This is a genomic window from Cyanobacterium aponinum PCC 10605 (genome assembly GCF_000317675.1).
Lineage (GTDB): Bacteria > Cyanobacteriota > Cyanobacteriia > Cyanobacteriales > Cyanobacteriaceae > PCC-10605.
In genome coordinates, this window is sequence record NC_019776.1 from 2,565,829 (window position 1) to 2,586,641 (window position 20,813).

Annotated in this window: 14 protein-coding genes and 1 pseudogene; 8 read left to right on the top strand and 7 right to left on the bottom strand. The window is 32.0% G+C overall.

Translation table 11 applies throughout. From position 1 onward, the window contains the following. Positions 1 to 189: 189 nt before the first annotated feature. Positions 190 to 2,184: a DUF262 domain-containing protein gene (locus CYAN10605_RS10665; RefSeq protein WP_015219949.1), complete on the top strand. Its 1,995-nt coding sequence runs from the start codon at positions 190 to 192 to the stop codon at positions 2,182 to 2,184. Between the two features lie 489 nt (positions 2,185 to 2,673). Here CYAN10605_RS10665 and nblB read toward each other — a convergent pair whose 3' ends face one another. Together nblB and CYAN10605_RS10675 are read right to left on the bottom strand one after the other, a co-directional pair. Further along, entirely contained in the window at positions 2,674 to 3,333 is a 660-nt protein-coding gene (gene nblB / locus CYAN10605_RS10670; RefSeq protein WP_015219950.1) for a phycobilisome degradation protein NblB, read from the bottom strand. 33 nt (positions 3,334 to 3,366) lie between these two features. After that, complete coding sequence (locus CYAN10605_RS10675; protein WP_015219951.1) at positions 3,367 to 3,825, bottom strand: CBS domain-containing protein; 459 nt, start codon at positions 3,823 to 3,825, stop codon at positions 3,367 to 3,369. Between the two features lie 733 nt (positions 3,826 to 4,558). On the opposite strand from CYAN10605_RS10675, the pseudogene CYAN10605_RS18165 reads away from it, so the two are divergent. Further along, positions 4,559 to 5,143: pseudogene (locus tag CYAN10605_RS18165) on the top strand (transposase); the annotation flags it as partial. A gap of 234 nt (positions 5,144 to 5,377) precedes the next feature. On the opposite strand, the gene CYAN10605_RS10690 reads toward CYAN10605_RS18165, so the two are convergent. The 3 genes from CYAN10605_RS10690 to CYAN10605_RS10700 all read right to left on the bottom strand — a co-directional run bounded on the left by CYAN10605_RS10690 (position 5,378) and on the right by CYAN10605_RS10700 (position 7,355). After that, on the bottom strand, positions 5,378 to 5,914 hold the full coding sequence (locus CYAN10605_RS10690) for a DUF2808 domain-containing protein (protein ID WP_015219952.1): 537 nt from the start codon (positions 5,912 to 5,914) through the stop codon (positions 5,378 to 5,380). 78 nt (positions 5,915 to 5,992) lie between these two features. Further along, positions 5,993 to 6,568, bottom strand: coding sequence for a 5-formyltetrahydrofolate cyclo-ligase (locus tag CYAN10605_RS10695; protein ID WP_015219953.1), 576 nt, complete (start codon positions 6,566 to 6,568; stop codon positions 5,993 to 5,995). 7 nt (positions 6,569 to 6,575) lie between these two features. Next, positions 6,576 to 7,355, bottom strand: coding sequence for a hypothetical protein (locus CYAN10605_RS10700; RefSeq protein ID WP_015219954.1), 780 nt, complete (start codon positions 7,353 to 7,355; stop codon positions 6,576 to 6,578). A 101-nt stretch (positions 7,356 to 7,456) separates the two neighbouring features. Here CYAN10605_RS10700 and CYAN10605_RS10705 point away from each other — a divergent pair, with 101 nt between their 5' ends. Together CYAN10605_RS10705 and CYAN10605_RS10710 are read left to right on the top strand one after the other, a co-directional pair. Beyond that, positions 7,457 to 8,011: an RNA 2'-phosphotransferase gene (locus CYAN10605_RS10705; protein WP_015219955.1), complete on the top strand. Its 555-nt coding sequence runs from the start codon at positions 7,457 to 7,459 to the stop codon at positions 8,009 to 8,011. A 548-nt stretch (positions 8,012 to 8,559) separates the two neighbouring features. Beyond that, positions 8,560 to 8,949 carry a DUF4278 domain-containing protein gene (locus tag CYAN10605_RS10710; RefSeq protein WP_015219956.1) on the top strand — a complete coding sequence of 130 codons (390 nt, stop codon included), beginning with the start codon at positions 8,560 to 8,562 and terminating at the stop codon, positions 8,947 to 8,949. Positions 8,950 to 9,944: 995 nt separating this feature from the next. Here CYAN10605_RS10710 and CYAN10605_RS10715 read toward each other — a convergent pair. After that, a complete protein-coding gene (locus CYAN10605_RS10715) occupies positions 9,945 to 10,352 on the bottom strand; it encodes a DUF1824 family protein (protein WP_015219957.1) in 408 nt (135 codons plus the stop codon). A gap of 635 nt (positions 10,353 to 10,987) precedes the next feature. On the opposite strand from CYAN10605_RS10715, the gene CYAN10605_RS10720 reads away from it, so the two are divergent. Next, positions 10,988 to 12,208, top strand: a complete 1,221-nt coding sequence (locus CYAN10605_RS10720) for an RNA-guided endonuclease InsQ/TnpB family protein (RefSeq protein WP_015219958.1) — start codon at positions 10,988 to 10,990, stop codon at positions 12,206 to 12,208. A 74-nt stretch (positions 12,209 to 12,282) separates the two neighbouring features. On the opposite strand, the gene CYAN10605_RS10725 is transcribed toward CYAN10605_RS10720, so the two are convergent. Further along, on the bottom strand, positions 12,283 to 13,041 hold the full coding sequence (locus tag CYAN10605_RS10725; protein WP_015219959.1) for a lipoyl protein ligase domain-containing protein: 759 nt from the start codon (positions 13,039 to 13,041) through the stop codon (positions 12,283 to 12,285). 579 nt (positions 13,042 to 13,620) lie between these two features. On the opposite strand from CYAN10605_RS10725, the gene CYAN10605_RS10730 reads away from it, so the two are divergent. From CYAN10605_RS10730 to CYAN10605_RS10740, 3 genes are all read left to right on the top strand, one after another. Further along, on the top strand, positions 13,621 to 14,250 hold the full coding sequence (locus tag CYAN10605_RS10730) for a HupE/UreJ family protein (protein ID WP_015219960.1): 630 nt from the start codon (positions 13,621 to 13,623) through the stop codon (positions 14,248 to 14,250). 148 nt (positions 14,251 to 14,398) lie between these two features. Continuing rightward, positions 14,399 to 16,201 carry a hypothetical protein gene (locus tag CYAN10605_RS10735; protein ID WP_015219961.1) on the top strand — a complete coding sequence of 601 codons (1,803 nt, stop codon included), beginning with the start codon at positions 14,399 to 14,401 and terminating at the stop codon, positions 16,199 to 16,201. A 1,068-nt stretch (positions 16,202 to 17,269) separates the two neighbouring features. Beyond that, on the top strand, positions 17,270 to 20,413 hold the full coding sequence (locus CYAN10605_RS10740) for a sll1366 family intein-prone helicase (protein WP_015219962.1): 3,144 nt from the start codon (positions 17,270 to 17,272) through the stop codon (positions 20,411 to 20,413). Positions 20,414 to 20,813 lie beyond the last annotated feature (400 nt).

Genomic DNA, 20,813 nt, shown 5'->3' on the forward strand with positions numbered 1-20,813 from the left:
TTATAATAATCCTCAATGATTACTAATAAATAAATTATTAGAAAAAACATTGTAGATATTACTACTATTACTTATAGCTTATTACTTATTAGCTTTTTGAGCGAATTTTTTTGACATTAATGATTCAGTACTGCTATACAAATAAAACATGATACAATTATTTGAGGAAAATAATAAGAATCAAACACAATGCAAGCAGGAGAAACCACATTAAAAGAAATCATACAAGGTGAGAAACAATACATTGTACCCTTGTTTCAACGTTCTTATAGTTGGGGTAAACCTCAATGGGAACAACTATGGAGTGATATTGTCGAATTATTAGAAAATGAATCTAATTCCCCTCATTTTTTCGGTTCAATTGTCACAATGCAAATGGAATTTCTTCCCGAAGAAGTTAGCAAATTTTTATTAATAGATGGACAACAAAGATTAACAACTATCTTAATACTTTTAGCAACCATTAGAGATCAAGCCAAAATAATTCATAATCTAAAATTATTTAAAGAAATTAATGATAAATATTTGATTAATGCCTATGATGAAGGAGAAAATTTTTATAAACTTTTACCAACACAAATAGATAGACAATCTTTTTATCAAATTATTAATGAAGAGTATAATCATATCAAACAACAAAAAAATCTCATAGCTGAATGTTATCAATTTTTTACTCGTAAAATTAAACGATTTCCCGAAACTGAATACAAAAAACTAATTAATATTATCGGAGGCTATTTAATAGTTATAAGTATTGTTTTAAGTAAAGATGATAACCCCTATTTAGTCTTTGAAAGTTTGAACGCAAAAGGGCAACCTTTAACCCAAGCAGATTTAATTCGCAATTATTTATTTATGGGTATTCAAGGAGAAAAACAAGATAAAATGTATCAACAATATTGGTTGCCGATGGAAAACTTATTACAAGATAATCTCACGGATTTTCTTAGATACTATCTCACAAAAAAAGGCAAAGATGTAAAAAAGAATCAAGTTTATTTTGAATTAAAAGAACAAACTATAAAAAATAATGTTAGTGATTATTTAAAAGATATTTATAAATTTGCTAATTACTATTCAAGATTTCTTGATCCTAACCAAGAAAATAATATTAAAGTTAGAAAATATTTAATAAGAATTAAAAGTTTAGATATAAAAACAGTTTATCCTTTTTTATTGAATTGTTATGATGATTGGCAAACCAATAAGTTAAGCGAAACTGAATTTATTGATGTATGTAAAATTATAGAGAATTTTATTATCAGACGATTTGTATGTAATGTGCAAACTAGGGGATTAAATCGCATTTTTGCTCTTTTATATACTCAAGTAAGTAAAAATATTGACTTAGAAAATATCAATTTTTTAGACGAATTAAAACGACATTTACAAACCCAAGATTATCCCCAAGACGAAGAATTTAGAGAGAAAATAAAACAAGTAAAACTATATGGTAGTAATCGCACAGAAAAAGCCCGATTAATTTTAGAATCTATGGAAGAATCTTTTGGACACAAAGAAAAAGTATCTTTTGAGAATCTAACCATTGAACATATTATGCCTCAAAGATTAAATGAATGGTGGAAAAATCATTTAGGAGAAGATTACGAAATAACCCACGAATTATTGTTACATTCCCTAGGAAATTTAACCTTAACTGCTTATAATTCTGAATTATCTAATGATAGTTTTATCAATAAACAAAAAGAATTAAAAAATAGTCACTTAGAAATTAATAAATATTTTCAAAATATTAGCCAATGGCGTAGAGAAGAAATTGACAATCGAGCAGAAAAATTAGCTGATATGGCTTTAACAATATGGAGTTATTTTGGTGATAAAAATTATAAAAGTCAAAAGAGAAGAAAGGGTGTAACTGGCACTACTCCCAGAAATTTAAAAATATTTGATGAAGAATATTCCGTTAAAACTTGGCGAGACGTTTTAGAAACAACTTTAAACATTATCTCTGAGGTAGAAGCGGATAAATTTGAAGAATTAATCTTAACTTTTCCTCGCTTTCTATCTAAAAATAGAGGAGATTTAAGAGTAACTCGTCAGCTTAAAAATGGTATTTTTATAGAAGTACAATTATCCGCCCAAGACATTTATTCTTTTTGTCAAAAAATTCTTGAAACCTGTGATTTATCCAACGAAGATTGGCAAGTAATTATTGAGGAGTAACATAAAATTAAAATGGCTCTATCACTTCTCGTCGTGTAAATTATTAGTTAGGGTAGGCAAGAGGCAATAGGGGATTATTAAATAATAATTTATAAACTTTTAGTTTTTGTTTTACTATAAACACTATTCAATCAAGGTTATGAAAGTTCTGTTTCTCTTAATTTATCATAACCACACTCTGAAGAACCATTAAAATTAATGGGTAGTGAGTGGAAAGAGATGGAGTAATAGGCAATTGCGATGTTGGGGGATTGGGGTATTGGGGAGAAATGAGTTAGGAGTTGGTTTGGGGCGAATGGCCATTCGCCCGTATAGGAGTTCAGGGTTAAGAGAGTCGCTGCGCTCGTACACTCCTTTCAGTCGTGAACGGAGTTTTTAATTCTTAATTATTCACCCCAACAATATTTACCGTTGCCCTCCTCCCTCGAAAGGGAGAATAAAGGGGGGTTTGCCCTTTGCCCCTTTCCCCGCCCTTTTATTGTTAAAAATTTAGACGAGATATGTTTTTGCTTCTTGGGCAACTATATCTAATTCATCTTGTGACAATTTTTGTAAAATTTCTTGGGCTTTATCTCCCCCTAGTTTTCCTAATGCTTGGGCTAAACGATGTCTAATTTGCCAATCTTCGTTGTTGACGAAGGGTAAAAGTAAATCAATGGCACGTTTATCTCCCAATTCACCTAATGCACTAATAGCGGTAGTTTGTAAGAGGGAGTTATCTCCAGCAAGGGCTTCGCTGAGAATATCAAATCCTTCGGGATGCCCCAATTCTCCTAAAGCGGCGATAATACTGAATTGTATTAACCAATCGTTGGTTTCTTGATATACTTTTTTAAGATCAGGGAAGGCTTCTTGTAGTTTTAATCCTGCAATAGCGTCGGCGGCGGCGGCTCTCACATCGGCTTCGGGATCATTATATAATGTGTCTAGTAGTAATTCTAAAGATTCTTCTCGATTAGCATCTCCGATACTGTCTAATTGGGATACTGCGGCATAGCGCACTCTCACATTTTCATCTTTGAGGATTGGTTGTATCAGTGAAAATGCGATCGCACTTCCTAATTTTTTTAGTTCATTTATACCTTTAATGCGATCGCCAAAATTATCGGAGTAAAGTAATTGTTTTACAGATTCGGGTGTTATAGTCATATCAATAAAAATTTATAATTAATGCAGAATACCTTATTCATCAGCCATAGCACGGATAATATCGCCCTGAGTCAAAATACCAATTATTTTTTTATCTGAATCTACTACGGGTAAACGACGAATTTGCTTTTGATGAAGTAATTGAGCCGCTTCTTTTATGGTTTTAGTGCTAGAAATAGTAATAGGTTTGTCACTCATGACATCTGCCACTGTTTGCCCTAATGCTTTATGAATTTCTTTATCGTAACGATTAGGATTTTGTAGATAGATAATACTGTCTAAAATCATAATATATGGCGGTGGTTCAACCCCTGTTTCTTGCCACATTAAATCACTTTCGGATAATATCCCGACTAACTCTCCACCTTCTTTTATCACGGGCATACCACTAATTTTATGCTCTACTAAAAGTGCGATCGCTTCTTTCAACGGAGTTTCAGGTTTCACAGTGATGGGATTAGGAGTCATCACTTCGCCAACAGTTTTATTCATCTGAATTTATTATTTGAGATTTTTTAACATAGCTTATTGTATCAAAATGCACAGATAGGTTTAACTTGAAGTTACAATTCCTCAACAATAACGGGTAAATATATAATCCAATGCCGCATTTGCGGAGTTTTTGCCAAAAAATAAAAAAAATTTTCTTTTTACCTTGCATTTTAAAAATGCCTTCGCTAGAATATATAAATGTGAGCAATTCACCTGGGGGCGTGGCGGAATGGTAGACGCTACGGACTTAAGGAAAATTGAGCCTTGTGAGGGAAACCTTATAAGTGTAAGTTCTCAAATTCAGGGAAACCTAAGTCATCTTTTTTTGATAGGGCAATCCTGAGCCAAGCCGAGAAATCGGAAGGTGCAGAGACTCGACGGGAACTACCCTAACGGTTCAAGCCGAGGGTAAAGAGAGAGTCCAATTCTTAAAGCTAGACTTAGCAGTAACGAAAGTTGCAGAAGAATGAAAATCCGTTGACCTTAAACGGTCGTGAGAGTTCAAGTCTCTCCGCCCCCATATTTTTTAATAGGTATTGTATTTCTAAGTGCTGTACAGTAACAAATTATTTGTCATCGGTAACAAATTATAATTCTTTATAACTTATTTTGGCTTTGTTGCATAAATGATAAGTTAAAGCCTTTTTGTGTATAGGATAAAATAATAACATCTGTTTTGCTCTCAAGATACGGTCACTTAACTATGAAAGAAAAATATCGTCTCAGAAATTGATCAGAATATAATCAGGGTTTAAAACAAAGAGGTAGTCTGACATTTTGGATTTCTGAGGATACACTGTCTCATTGGTTAGTAACGGAAAAATCTGGTAAAAAAGGTGCTAGTAATTATTTCTCCTCCCAAGCAATATTAACTTTTCTGATGGTCAAATCACTGTTTAATTTACCAGGGAGACAAACACAGGGATTGATGGAATCTTTATTTTCCCTGATGAATATAGATTTACCAATACCAGACCATAGTACTGTTTCTCGTAGAGCCAGAAAACTAAAGATAGTATTACCAGTGGAAAAAACATCTTCATCTGGTCATGTGGTAATAGATTCAATGGATGGGGACAGAAATAAGAATATTGACAGAATCGAAGAAATAGGAAGAAAAGAATGGAAACAAGAAAGTGGCTATCATCGACGTTCTATCTCAGAGACAACAATGTTTAGGTTAAAAACAATATTTGGAGGTAAAGTAAGTAGTAGAAATTTTGATAACCAGGCAGTAGAACTATTTGTTCAATGTCTGTTGTTGAATAGAATGAGACAAATAGCTAAACCAGATAGCTATATAGTTAATAACAGATAAATATAAGGTTTAGGTGATTGCGCAGTGCTTCAGCTTCGCTGACATCGCACCTGTTGAAACAAAATTCCCTATTTATTAATTCATGCAACAAAGCCATTTATCATAACCACACTCTGAAGAACCAAAAACTTTTGTTTCTGACTCAGTAACTTTTACTCATTACTCTGCTAAGCCTCCTACCTGATACCTGATACCTGCTTTTGTTCGATATTCTTGAACCAAACTGAGGTTATATTAGTTGATACTCAAAATCCACGTACCAACACTTAATCTTAAAGGTACTTGCCCCGGAGTGAGTATTTGTCCTTGAAAATAAAACGTGCCACTGTTATCAGGATTTTTAACGTTAGAGAAAACTAACTCCACTTGATTACTTTCGAGTAAAGGTTCTTCCAAAGCAATTTCAATGATACGACTTTCTTCATCCCAAATGATTTCCCTAACTGGTAAGGTGGTATTTTTCGCCCTGACTTCTATTTTATTGACATCAAATTTACCATCAAAATAGTCTGGATAACTGATGAAAAATTTATCTACTCCTTGAGTTAGTTTTTTCCCCGGAATTCTCAAACGATAACGATCCCATTGTCCCGCATTGCCGCCAAAATCCAAGCGATAATTTAGTATATCTTTACGATCAACTCCACTAAAAATAGTTAACCCCGGATTACTTTGAGCAAATACAAGGTAAGGTAAACCTGTTACTAGGGTTGCACTTAAGGCGATGGTGGCAAAAATACTTTTTCTATTGAGTTTAAATAAATTAGTCATGGTTTAGTATATGTTTAGTTCTTTTAGTTTAAAGGGCTAATGGATAATGTAACAAACTATTTCTATGGACTGTATTTCTTACTCTTTTTGTTCCTTGATAGGGGTTTTTATTCCTGATTCTGTACAGATATAATCTAAGGGTTTATCCCAGGATTCTTTTATTAGTTTATCAACATAAGCAAAGTCAAAAACAATGCCCATCCTAACTATATTTTGCCATAGCGGTTGAGCAAAGAGGCGATCGTAGTATCCTCCTCCATATCCTAACCGATAACCGAAGCGATCGCACCCCACTGCTGGAACTAAAATTAAATCTACCTGATGAGGGTAAATCAAGGGCGAGTGAGTAGAAGGTTCAAGAATTCCATATTTTCCAATCTCTAAGTCATTAACAGAAGTAAATTGATGCCAAATTAATTCATTTCCCTGACAACGAGGTAAACCCCAAATTTTTCTTTTATCATGGTGCAATAGGCTTAAGTCTGGTTCTTGCTTAAAACTTAAATAACTCAGAATAATTTTACTATTACTAACCAATAAACTTTCTGATAAATGCTGACAAATTTGCTTACTTTTTTCTTGCCATTGAAGCGGTGATAGTGTTAATCTTTCCTGCAAATATTTTTTTCTTAGCTGTTTTTTTTCTTTATTCATTATCACTTTAATGAGTATCTTCTTCGGTATAGTCTGGATGAGATAAATAAATATTTTTTATGGGTATTTCTTCAATACTTTTTTGATTTTCATATATCTTTAATCCACGATAACTAACAACATATTTTTTATTATTTTTAGTTTCAGTTTCATAGCTAAAATTATTAGTCAAATGAGCAGGAATGTTATTTATTTCCTCTTGGCTTTTTTTTGAAATTTGCAAGTAATTCATCTCAATGGCATTAACATTATCTTTTTCTTCAATACAGATATAGATATTATCCTGTTCCGTTTCAAATACTGCCACTGGTTTTCTGGGTTGACAAGATGCGATCGCATTTTCTTCCAATAATCCCTGTAAAATACTTATTTCTACTTCTTTTGGTAAATACTGAGTCGAAATTACGGGTTCAATTTTAGTAATAATACTGGCTTGAATAACCTTAAAATCAAAAGGACTAATATTGTATATTTTGCTATCAGGATCATCATAATTACCCTCTGTTGCCCCATAAGTAGGAAAAGAACCAAAAGCCCTCAAGCTGAGTATTTTTTCATGAGTATTAGTATTTATTTGAATCAACTGTTTTTCTTCATTATTTGTACAGATATAAATACTAGATTCCTTTAACTCAAAATTAGCCTCTAATTGGGAACTGTCACATATATTAGACTTAAACTTTTCAGCTTTTGCAGACTTAACAAAAGAAATAAAAGGAACAGGAATTTTGATTATTTCAAAAATTATAATAATAAGAAAAAAGAATGGGAAATTATATTTAAACATAAACTATCTTATTTAACAAATAAAATATCTTAATATAAAACTATAACCTATAATATCATAATCAAAATATTTTATAAAAATAAAATTTAATATCAAAAAAAATGAAAAAAGAACATATCAAAAAATCAAAAATTTTGAGTTTAATACTTAGACATCAACCAGAATATATAGATATAAAATTAGATGAAAAAGGATGGGTTTCTATAAATGAACTTTTATCAGGTTGCGAAAAAAAAGGAATAAAAATAAGTCGAGAGGAGATAGAAGAAATAGTAAAAACTAATGATAAAAAAAGATTTACTATTTGTAAATATACCGACAAAATCAAAGCCAATCAAGGACATTCTATTAAAGTTTCATTAAATCTCAAATGTGCAAATCCTCCCGATATTCTCTATCACGGTACAACAATTAAATTCACAGATTCAATCATAAAGCAAGGACTACTAAAAATGAATTGTCATCATGTGCATCTTTCTTCAGATATTGAAACAGCCAAAAAAGTAGGTAGCAGACACGGAAAAGTAATGATATTAGTAATTGACACCAAGAAAATGACAGAAGACGGATATAAATTTTATCTTTCCGAGAATAACATATGGTTAGTTGATCAAGTACCTTCTATCTATTTCTCAAAGATAATTAAGGTTAGCTGAAAAAGTATTTTGATGGAGGTAAGCAAAAACTAAAAATTTTGCGCTTATCATTTCCTAGTGAATACTGTTTTTTGATAGTACATATAAGCACTGAGATAAACTCTCTTCTCTTTTCCCTATTTTTCACCTCCACCGATAATTTTAGATCAAACTGAAGTATAAACAAGAATAAACGAACAAATATTAAATCTTTATAAAGTACACTTTACAGAAACTAGGAAAAATGTAAAAATAGATACAGAAATAAAAAAATAAATCTCTTTGAAAATCAATTTCTTAAAAAAGTACACTTTATGTGGTATAGATTACAATCGTTAGCCTTTAAAAGTAATGACCTTAAACACAATAAAAAATAAGGTGGATATTTAAGAGAATGATGATCGATAGACTAATCTATTTATACCCAAATCAAATAAAGTCATAATTTTGTTAAGAAAAGCAACGATAAACAGGGAGATAAACAATAGACATCATTAAGTAACATCTATTTAATTTTGACATCATAAGAATCTTATTTATATATCAGCAGAGGAGTTAAGAGAGTGAATATGAAATATCGTGGAAACGTCTATAAATCAGAAAACAACTTTTTGGAAGTAAAAGAAACCGATATAGTTGGTGGTAAATATCGTGGTTGTCAGTGGAATCATAAATTGCCTAGACACGTAACACAATTAAGACCCAAATTAGGTCTTCAATATCGTGGTGTAAGTTATTGTACTAATCCAACAATGTCTAACTCCGTTGATAGCAACACCAATGTCGCCCCAATCAATAACAAATCAAGAAAGGTAATAGTTTGCGAGAAAATACATAGCATCCATCTTGAAAATATGCGTCGTAATTTAGAAAGAAGAATCAAAGCCGCTCAAGAGGAAAACAATGAGACACTGTTGTTAATGTTGAAAAAAGAAAGCCTTGAGCTAGAGCTAGTTTAATTACTTACTGTTTAGAAAAAATCTTAAACCCATAATTTTTTCACTGTATATAACTATTTAACCAAAACTGATTGACTTTTAATTGCGAAGTTGGTCAGTTTTTTTATTTCGTGATTGAATTACAATAAATAACCAAATAATATTATTTCAATTCTCTGTCATGAATTTAATTAAGCGTAGTTTATATTTAATTCCTTTAACTTTTTTTTTTGGGGAATAACAGGATGTACTAATTTAATTAATTGGGGTATAGCCTCTCCTCAAATACAAGAAATTACTCAAATTAAAAACGAAACCAATTTAACCCAATCGGTAACTATACAAGGAAAAATTGAAAAATCGATTCCTTTACTTAATTCATATGCCTATAAGGTTAAGGATGAAAGTGGTTCAATATGGGTTGTTACAACCAGTCAACAATTTGAACGAGGAGAAGATGTCACTATACAGGGTCAACTAAACTATAGAAATATTACTATTGAAGATAACGATTGGGGAGAGTTCTACATTGTAGCGGACAATTAATTAACCTTGTGTGAAAAACTTTGGTTCTTCAGAGTGTGGTTATGATAAATTAATAAAAAATAACTTCCATAACCTTTATTGAATAGTGTTTATAGTAAAATAAAAATTAAAAGTTTATAAATTATTATTTAATAATCCCCTATTGCCTATTGCCTCTTGCCTCTTGCCTACCCTAACTAATAATTTACACGACGAGAAGTGATAGAGCCAAAACTTTTGATACTTGATAGAACCTGAGTTCGATATAAAATTGTCGATGAAGATAGCCAACAGTGTTTTTAATTGACATAAACTGAGTTTTAGTTGATTTTAAATAAATTTTGCCTAAATTTAATGATTTTTTTCAGGGAAAATTTTGTTAACTATAAGTCTCAACTCTTTATTTTTCAATGGTTTTTCATCGAACTCAGGTTAATTACTAATTGTTAATTGCTTACTTTCCGGGATACCACTTTTTCATTCACCCCTAATCAATTGAATAAATTAAGGGGAAAATGTCCATAAGTACCAATAATTTCTTCATTAAAATCAGCAAAAATGGTAATCAAAACTCCTCTATAATCTCCTGAATAATCACTAAGATGATAGGACTTTTTTTCGGTATTAAACTTTAAATAAACGGGTTTATTTTCTGTTACTTTTTCTGTGTCTATATTTTCTTCATAGCCTAGGGCTTTCAAATAATTTTTAAGAGTATTAAAGGCTTCATGGGAATTAGATGCACAAATGCCAAAATTTTGGTTATCAGAAAGACTGACAATCAGTTTTATACTTGACTCTAATTCCTGTTTTTCTTGTTCTGATTTGATGGTTTTTAATTGTAGGCAACTATAACTTTTAAGTAAAGATAGGGCTTGTTTTATTTTTTCATTCATCATTAATTTAGAGATTTAAAAAAGTTAGATTTAAAAAGGCTTAAAAATAAATTAATTTATAATTAATTTTGTTCTTTAATTTCTTGTAACAATTCTAATATTATTATCGTACCTGATTTTTATTTGTTTGACGGCGATTTTCAGTTAGAATACCGAGGACAATGATGAAGTCGTCTTATTTTAAATATATCCGTGTTATAAAAAGCGATCACAAAGTGGTGCTGCGCGATCGCACTTTCTGTAGTTTAGCTCAAGTTCCCATGGTTTTATCCTTGACGGGAAAATACTACGTCCTGAAGGGAAATCTGTTCTTATAATTAAAAAATTAGAACCCGATAAAATATTATTCTAGCAATGAGAAATTATCGTAATGATTCTTTACCAAAATAATGGGTCAAAAGCCTCGCCCTTTTAGGGCGACTTTAACCAATAAAAGGCGATGAGCCTACTCCTTTAATCTTATCCTCCTGATAAAATCTCTCACTACCTCTGTTTGATTCCTCCCTGTTTGCTCACAATATAACTTGAGCTTTTTTTTCTTCTATTGTTATCAAAATCGTTAGATGAACTTTTTTATTTTGTGGGTTCATTTCTCTTTTTTTTCGCTATCATACCAATATATACGGTGTTAGTCTAACATGAAACAACGATATAACTATAGAATTCATCCTACGTCACAGCAAGAACAGTTGTTAGCTCAACTGTTTGGTTGTTGTCGTGTGGTTTATAATGATGGGGTAGCGTTGTGTCAGCAAATCTATAAAGAAGGAGGTAAAAAACCAAGTAATAGTGAACTTCAAAAACTGTTAATCACCCAAGCCAAGAAAACTGAAAAAAGAGAATGGTTGTCAAAGGTTAGTGCAATCCCTTTGCAACAATCACTAAATGATTTTAACATCGCCTATCAGAACTTTTTTAATTCCTGTCAGGGAAAAAGAAAGGGAAAAAAAGTAAAACCGCCTAAGTTTAAGTCGAGAAAATCAAATCAATCAGCACGGTTCACTCGTGGTGGTTTTAAAGTTGGGCAACATAAAATTAAGTTGGCAAAAATAGGTAAAGTAAAAATTATCTGGTCAAGAAAATTGCCTAACCCACCATCATCGGCAACAGTGATCAAAGATTCTGCCAGTCGGTATTTTATTTCTTTTGTGGTGGAGACAATCCCTGAAAAATTGCCTGACAATGGTCAAAGTGTGGGGATTGATTTAGGAATTGAAACTTTTGCAACTCTAAGCAATGGGCAAAAGATAAAATCTTCTAAACCATTAAAGAAATATCAAAGGAAACTGAGACGTTGCCAGAGAAATTTAAGTAGAAAGAAAAAAGGGAGTAAAAGAGATGAAAAGGCAAGAAAAAGAGTAGCTAAAGTTCACAGTAAAATAAAAGACACTCGCACTGATTTTCTACATAAATTGTCAACGGATATTATTCGTGAAAACCAAACGATAGTATTAGAAGATTTGAACGTCAGTGCCATGGTAAAAAACCGTAAATTAAGTAAAGCAATTAGCGATCTGGGATGGGGTACATTTAGGACTCTGCTAGAAGCAAAATCTGTAATGTATGGTAGAGAGTTTATTGTGATTGATCGGTGGATACCAACATCTCAAGTATGTTCTAATTGTGGATTTAATGGCGGTAAAAAAGAATTAAATATAAGAGAATGGACTTGCATTAATTGCGGTGTAGTGCATGATCGTGATATTAATGCAAGTAAAAATATCTTAGTCGCTGGAGGGCATTCAGAGACTTTAAACGGACGTGGAGCAGGGCGTAAGACTAGCATAAAGTTAGCAGTAGGCGATGAAGCGTCAACCCACCGAGAGATTAGATTTAAGCACTTAAGTCTATTCCAGTAGGAATCCCGTCGCCTTCAGGCACGGGAGGATGTCAATAGCCCCATCACAGCTTTAATTATCAAAGACACGATAACCTAAATCAAAATTGTCTCCGTGATTTCTGTAATTTCTTCTACCGAAAGAGGTTGTATCTCAAAACGACATTGAAAACACTCGGCGGCGGCTTCTACCAAAACATTGACTATTTTGGGCAAAATTAAGCCACTGGGTATATTGATTTGAGGCGGAGATGAATTAAATACTTGCTCATATAGAGTGCAATCGCCAAGTGATGTTGTGCGATCGCATTTTAACATCATTGAACCATGTTGCAATATATATTTTCCTTGTCTTAACTGAGCACTTCCAATAAATTTATTACCCTTATCATCCATTAAATCAGCATTAGTAGCTAAGGAAAAACAATTTGCTGAATTTAAGTATTTTTGTTTTGGCTTTCCTAAATGAAGAGATAAACCCAACTTTTTCCAACCTAAAATCAGAAATTGACAAATTTCCTCATAAGTCTCTGTGACAGTGCCTTGGGAATAAGACGTAACAACACTATAGGTTAAATCCCCTTGGTGTAAAACCCCTCTGCCTCCTGTGGGGCGTTTAACAATTTCTAAAGGTTGATTTTCATAGGTTAAATTTTGCCAATGGGGAGGAATATGTCTTTTTTGGCTAACCCCAATAGAAATAGCTGGAGGATTCCATGTATAAAACCGGAGAGATGGAGGATGATTTTTTTCTTTATGTTGCTTAAGCAACCAAAGGTCGATCGCCATTTGTAGTTTCCCACTAGCACAAAACAGGGGGATTAATCGCCAGACAGGTTTTTGATTAAGAAACATTTTCGGGATTAGAGACACAGATAAGTTTCTATCTATTCTAATTGGAATATTGTATAGTGGATAGTGAATAGTCAATAGTTGATACGAAGAAACTTCTACTCATTACTTGTTTCCTCCCATCCCCTCATCACCCCCAGTAGTCCCTAACACAACTTTTGTTGCTTAATCATTGTATGAAATGTACTGAAATTATGCCAAAAATTGAGACATCAAAATATTATCACTATTGCTTATTCTCTATTCCACCTGAATTCGATATAAGAATATCCGATTGGGGTAGGTTTTCAGTTTAATTTTTTCGAAAATTAATCCCGCCGTCACTCATTCTAAAAACAATAAAATCAGCTTATTAACTCTTTTTATCAAAATCTATTTACTTTAACTCCATTTATGACCGAAGGCGAAATCTCTGAACTCAGTTCGTTTTCTATTACCTACCTAAATGATAAATAACTAAAATCAGCAACACCACAAAATTTTTTTAGCAAGAATAACTTATTATTCCCCCTTATGGGTAAAGAGAAAAGACTGTTTAAAGATATGATGATTAGGTATTCACAATTTTTTGGAGCAGTCTAAATGAAGAAAAGTTTATCAATAAACAGTAGATTAATTCTATCGACAATTTTACTTCTATTAATTGCAACTCCTGCATATGCTCACCATGCGATGGGAGGAGAAACACCCAATAGTTTTCTTGCTGGATTGATTTCAGGTTTGGCTCATCCTATTATTGGTTTAGATCATTTAGCCTTTGTGATAGGGGTAGGATTTTTGGCTAGTTTCTTTTCTTGGGGTATGACAATACCTTTAAGTTTTGTTTTAACTTCCATTTTGGGTACAGTTGTACATTTAATGAACATTGATTTACCCTTGCCAGAATTAATTATTTCTCTATCTGTTTTTGTGACAGGTATTCTTTTAACCAGAGACAGAATTTTACCTCAATTTGTGGTGATAAGTTTAGCTGTGGTTGCAGGTATTTTTCATGGTTACGCCTACGGAGAAAGTATTATTGGGGCGCAAACAACTCCCTTAATATCTTATTTAGCAGGTTTTGCTATTACTCAAAGTTTTATCAGTTTCACGGCTTATCAATTAGGAAAATATTGGCAAAAGAATTCTTCATCTGCCTTGAATCTCAAATTTGTAGGTTATCTTATCTGCGGTATGGGTATTATTTTTACTGCCGGATTTTTCGGTGTATAAGTATCACTAAATATAAATATAAGTTGCGTTAATTTTTGCAACACTGCCCTCACTACCCCAATTCAATAATCTCATTTTATTTTTATTTTTTTTCGGTAAAACGGTTAAAATAATTTAGCAATTAGCTGAAACTAATTCTATAACTATAATGTTTGTTCCTCTAGTTAGTGCGATTCTTGCTATCATAATTTCTGTTGCTAGTTTCTATTTATTACAAGGTGAATTTCCTTTTATTTCTGATAATTTATCCAAAGTAGTAAAAAAAAATAAACTAATTTTCATCGGCTTAAATCTTATAGCTTTTGCTTTATTTTTAGGCTTGGTAGGATATTGGTTAAAACTTGGTGGTAATTTTCGCTACATCAGATTATTAATAATAATTGTGGGCTTAATTTGTGTAAAAATACCCTTAGCAAAAAACATCAATTTATTCCCTAATATCAATCCTTTTTTTAAAAGAATTATTACTATTAATAACTCTCAGGCTTTACAAGTTTTTGCGGGAATAATTGTCAGTTTTTTAGCTTTAAAAAGTATTGTGGCGGTGGATTGGCCTAATGGTGATAGTTGGATGTATCAATTACCTTTTGCCGCTCGTTTTTGGGGAATGGTTTCTCCTCAAGAATATGTTTTTGAAGTTGAAAGAGAACCTTTTTATAATGCTTCGACGATGTTACCCAATATTTTGCAGGGTTTTTTTTGGTGGCTGTTTGGCTTAGAGCGTCCTCAAGGGGCAAATTTAGTTAGTTTTTTTAGCTTCATTGGTTATCTTATTTTTGTTAAACATTATCTGAAAATTCCTTACTATTTATCATCTTTAGCTTTATTAGCTGTTCCTTTATTTCATATTGCTGTTACCAGTGCTTATGTAGATTTATTTACTAATATTGGTTTTTCTATCACTATTATCATTACCTATTTATTATTTATTAAGGAAGACTTTATTAAAGCGAAAAACGTTATTATTTTTATCATTGGTGGATTTATTGCCGCTAACAGTAAGTATCTTTTAGTACCACCTTTATTTTTATTAATTTTAGTAGTTTTGGGTAGAATTTTGTGGTTAATTTTTTATCGCTTCAATCCTGTTAATAAAGTAAAAAATACTGTTAAATTATTAATAATTAGCTTTACTTCTGGATTATTAATTTTTGCAACAGAGGTTAAAAATTTATGGTTTTATCAAAATCCTTTTTATCCTTTAAAAGTTTCTCTTTTTGGTTATGAATTAAATCACACAGTTGTACCTAGTTCTACCTATATGGCAGATGCGATCGCATCTATGTCTCCTATTCAAAGATGGATATTTTCTCTATTAGAAATAGGTGCTTTTGATGAGCGTCGCCCTTGGCCTTGGACTATTGCAATGGACTATGTGCCTTTAGAAGCGGATAGTTTTGGTATGGGGGGATATTTTGCTTTTTATGTAATATTTAATGTGGTTTTATTTGCTTTTTTATGTAAGAAAAAGAACCCTGAAACTAGAACAGCTTTAATATTTATAATTGTTTTAAGTTTGATAACACCATTTATGCCTTTTTCTTACCAATTACGTTACTATATGTACTGGATAATAATATTAATTTCCTTAAATTTATACTTATTAATTAATCATTATTCTTTCACTAAAAATAAATGGCTAAAACCTGAAAATTATGGTTATGTTGCCGCAATGGTGTTAATGATTTTTGCTATCTTAACTCGTTGGGACTTTACTTATCCGAATGCTATGTCATTAGAAAAATTCATGAGTAGTCGAGTAGATCAAGAAATTATCGCAGATATAGAAGAAAATGAAGAAGTTTGTTTAGTTGGTTTTACTCCTCTAACTTTTCTTTATAGCTCCAGTTTCCATGAAGGAAGAAATTACTCTGTGAAAGCCGAATTTAATCTCAGTGAAGAAGAAGTAAGAGAAAAATGTGATTCTCGCCGCATTATTCGTAAAAATTAAGGAAAGGTAAAAAAGCGAAGTAAAAAGGCTAAGAACAGATAAGCTAGAATTTCATCTAATTTTACTGGTTAACCTGAGTTTTGAATAAGCTGAAAGCATTATTTTCTCGCAGTCAGAAAACCTTATAGCTTCTTCTTAGAAATAACGATAAAATTACCTTAACCCGAACTGACGTTAAATATATTCACCCCTACCACCCCAAAACCCTAAGCCCCTACTTCCCCCTTTCCCCTCATCACCTCATCCCCTCATCCCCTAATACCTGCAACCTGACACCTAACCTTGTCGGATATTCTTAAACCGAACTGAGGTTGGTTAGGTTAGAGAAAAGACAAACCCTTCTGTATCTACCCTTTTAAGAGAAGAAAGAGAAAGGTTGAGTATTTTGGTCATTACTCACGTTATCTACCTTCAATCTAAGAAAATTAAGTTCCCTACTATGGAAAATTCACCAAAGATGATAATATAACAAATCATCAACATTGCTATGTTACCTTACTATTAGTTCCTTATCTCAGATGAAAAATAGTCTTAAATAACTTTAATTCACCGGCAGAAGTATAATTCCACTAATTTTTTGTTGGTTTTTCTGCTATATAGTTATACTTTGTGTCTATTTTTTACCATGATATTTTATTCGATGGCATTGTCATTTTATATTAAACCTTATTCTCATGAATATATGTCATCGGTTTTCACAAAACTAATAATTAGAACAATAAATGTTGATAACTACAATGATTATTGTTATTTATAAATAAATTTTTTATATCTTACTTCTTATTTTAAATCAATTAACATTAATTATTATTAGAATTATTTTTTATCGAGACTAACTATATTTTTTATAATCATCAGTTAGTAAATTATCGTAAAAATATTAATAAATTTCTTAAAATTTAAAATAAATATATCCATCATGTATAGTGAATTCATTAGGATTAAATTATCACTTTTCTACTAATTATCTTTATTTTTTTGTCAATTAAACACAATATTTTCTATATATTAAATTAAACATTTTATTATTTTATTTATCCTCATTCATTGTAATTACTAAAATTAAATATGTCAATTTTACATGGAAGTTTTTTAATTAAAAAAGAAGAAAAATACTTTATTATTTGGGGAGAAAAGTGGAGAAATATAGAGAAAGAAAAGTTTGATTTAGAGGCAGAGTTTTTATATATTTACCCTTTTTTAATTGAAGATAAGCAAGAATTAGGTGAGCTTTTAAAACAGAATTCTTTGGGCGGTATAATTTCTGATGAAGCTATAAATAATGAAGATCCTGAATCTTTTTGGCAGTGGGAAATGGCTTTATTTCCTGTTCAGAAAAAACCAAAATCAAAAACGGTTATACCTCTCCTTTATGAGCATTATTTGGGTATTAGCAATAAATTAAGTTCTGTTATTCTCTATCCTTGGGATGTGTGCGGAGTTAAGTTAAGCATGGATCAACTCTTAAGGCTATTACAACAGTTACCCTTAAATAAAGTAGATTATATAGCCCCTGATCTAAGATTTTGGAGTCATGTTTATCGTTGGTCTTTAGATTTAATTTGTCGTCAAAAATTTATTCCTAGTATTGATGAGAAAAATAACTGTTTTTGGCAACCTTTATTAGATAGTAATATTGATCAGGGTCGATTAGCTCATTTTATACAATTAATGCCCTCTATTTGTCGTTGTTATGTAGAAAATGAAGACGATCCTAATATTCCTCAACAAAAGTTAATTTTAGAATTTTTAGCTACTATTTTAGATGCTCAAATAAGATGTTTATTAACAAATATTTCTACCCCTGTTAATAATGAATTAATGGTGCAAACTTGGTTAGAATCATTGAATAGTGAGGAAAAAAGTAAATGTCATTTATCTTCTTTAGATAATAAAAGACTACAAATGGCTTTTGATAATTGGACTTTACCGATTCAAGAAAACTTAATTTCTTCTGATTATCAATTGGTCAAAAAACAATATAGACTTTGTTTCAAATTACAGCCTCCTAGTGGGCAAAATCAAACAGATAATTACGATAATTGGAAACTAGATTATTATTTACAAGCGATAGATAATCCTGATTTTTTAATTCCTACCGAGCAAATTTGGTTACATCCTCACCCCCAATTAGAAATAGGCGATCGCATCATTGATAATCCTCAAGAAATCATTTTGAAGGGGTTAGGATTAGCGGCGAAATTCTATGAACCGATAGCGGAAAGTTTACAAGAATCAATGCCGAATTATTGCTCTTTAAATGCAATTTCTGCTTATCAATTTATTCGCAGTGCGGTATGGCAATTACAAGATAATGGATTAGGAATAATTTTACCCAATGGTTTAAATAGTGGTGTTGATGAAAAACGTTTGGGAGTAAAAATAGAAGCCAAAGTTAACCTTAAAAAAGGTGAAAGATTAAACTTAAATACTCTACTCAATTATAATTTGAAAGTTGCCGTAGGGGATAAAACTTTAACCAAAAAAGAGTTTCAAAATTTACTGGCACAAAAATCTCCTATTGTAGAAATTGACGGACAATGGTTAGCCTTACAACCCGCCGATGTCAAAGCCGCAGAAGACATTTTAAATAATACTGATTCTGGCACTAATTTAACCGTAGAAGATGCTTTGCGCTTGAGTAGCGGGAACAGTGAAACCATCGCCAAATTACCCGTTGTCGCCTTTGAAAGTAGCGGTGCTTTGGCAGATTTAATCAATAGTATTAATGACAATCAAAAAGTAGAAGTATTGAGTTCACCAAAAGATTTTCAAGGTACTTTGCGCCCTTATCAAGAATTAGGATTTAGCTGGTTATATTTTTTACAAAAATGGAATTTAGGCGGATGTTTAGCCGATGATATGGGATTAGGAAAAACGATACAATTAATTGCTTTTATCTTAACTTTAAAAGAGAAAAAAGAGCTAAATAAACCTAGTTTAATTGTTGCCCCAACTTCGGTTTTAAATAACTGGGCAAGGGAAATAAAAAAATTCGCTCCTTCTTTAAATGCCTTAATTCATCATGGGGATAATCGTAGTAAGGAAAAAGAGTTTGTTAAGACTAGCAAAAAATTAGATATTATCATCACCAGTTATTCTTTAGTTTATAGAGATTTTGATACGTTAAACTTAGTAGAATGGCAAGGAATTATTCTCGATGAGGCACAAAATATCAAAAATCCTCAAGCAAAACAAACTCAAGCAGTTCATGAATTAAATTCTGAATTTAGAATTGCTTTAACGGGTACACCTGTAGAAAATAGACTCTCAGAATTATGGTCAATTTTAGAGTTTTTAAACCCCGGTTATTTAGGGACACAACAATTTTTCCAACGGCGTTTTACCTTGCCTATTGAAAAATATGGGGATCAACATTCCTTACAAACCTTACGCTCTTTAGTACAACCTTTTATTTTGAGACGCTTAAAAACAGACAAAAATATTATTCAAGATTTACCTGAAAAACAGGAAATGAATGTCTATTGTGGATTATCTAGTGAACAAGCTCAATTATATCAAAATTTAGTGGATGAATCCTTAGAAAAAATTAACGAAACTACGGGAATTAAACGTCATGGTTTAGTATTAACTTTGCTGATGAAATTAAAGCAAGTTTGCAATCATCCTGCTCATTTATTAAAAGAAGAAAAGCTCAATTTTTCCTCTCGCTCTGGTAAATTGTTACGCCTAGAAGAGATGTTAGAAGAAGTTGTAGCAGAGGGCGATCGCAGCTTAATTTTTACTCAATTTGCAGAGTGGGGAAATCTATTACAACCCTATTTGCGTAAAAAGCTAGGGGTTGAAGTACTATTTTTATCTGGTAGTACCAAAACAGAAAAACGCCAAGAAATGGTCGATCGCTTCCAAAATGATCCTCAAGGGCCTCCGATATTTATACTATCATTAAAAGCAGGAGGAACAGGCTTAAATTTAACCAGAGCAAATCACGTTTTTCATTATGATAGATGGTGGAATCCTGCGGTGGAAAATCAGGCGACAGATAGAGCATATCGTATTGGACAAAAACAAAATGTTCAAGTGCATAAATTTGTTTGCAGTGGTACTTTGGAAGAAAAAATCAATGATATTTTGGAAAGTAAACAACAGTTAGCAGAACAAACAATTAATAGCGGAGAAGATTGGTTAACTAACCTTGATACCGATCAACTAAGAGAGTTGCTTATTCTGGAAAGAAGCGCAATTATTTAATGATATGAAACGAGGGAGGAATCCTGACTTTCAATATAACGAAGTAGGCAACCTCGGTTCGTTTGACGAATATTCCTTGAAGACTCTCACCATTAAATCAATAGATTGTAATGGGAGATTCTGAACTGCAATTACTTGCAATTCCCTCCTCTATCACGAGGGTTGCTAGGCTGACTGGTACTTACCTTACTGGGTCATACATCCATCTAGGAAACCTAGACACCATGCCAATTCATGGTTAGCCGTGACTCTCGGAGGGACTCCCCGTAGGTGGACGTTAACTCCACATCATTAATCATAGCATAACGTTGGCATTGTAGGGTTCAACGGCCGTTGAACCCTACATCTCACTCTACTCAAACTTGTTATTTAATGGGAGTCTTACGTCAACAAGATAATA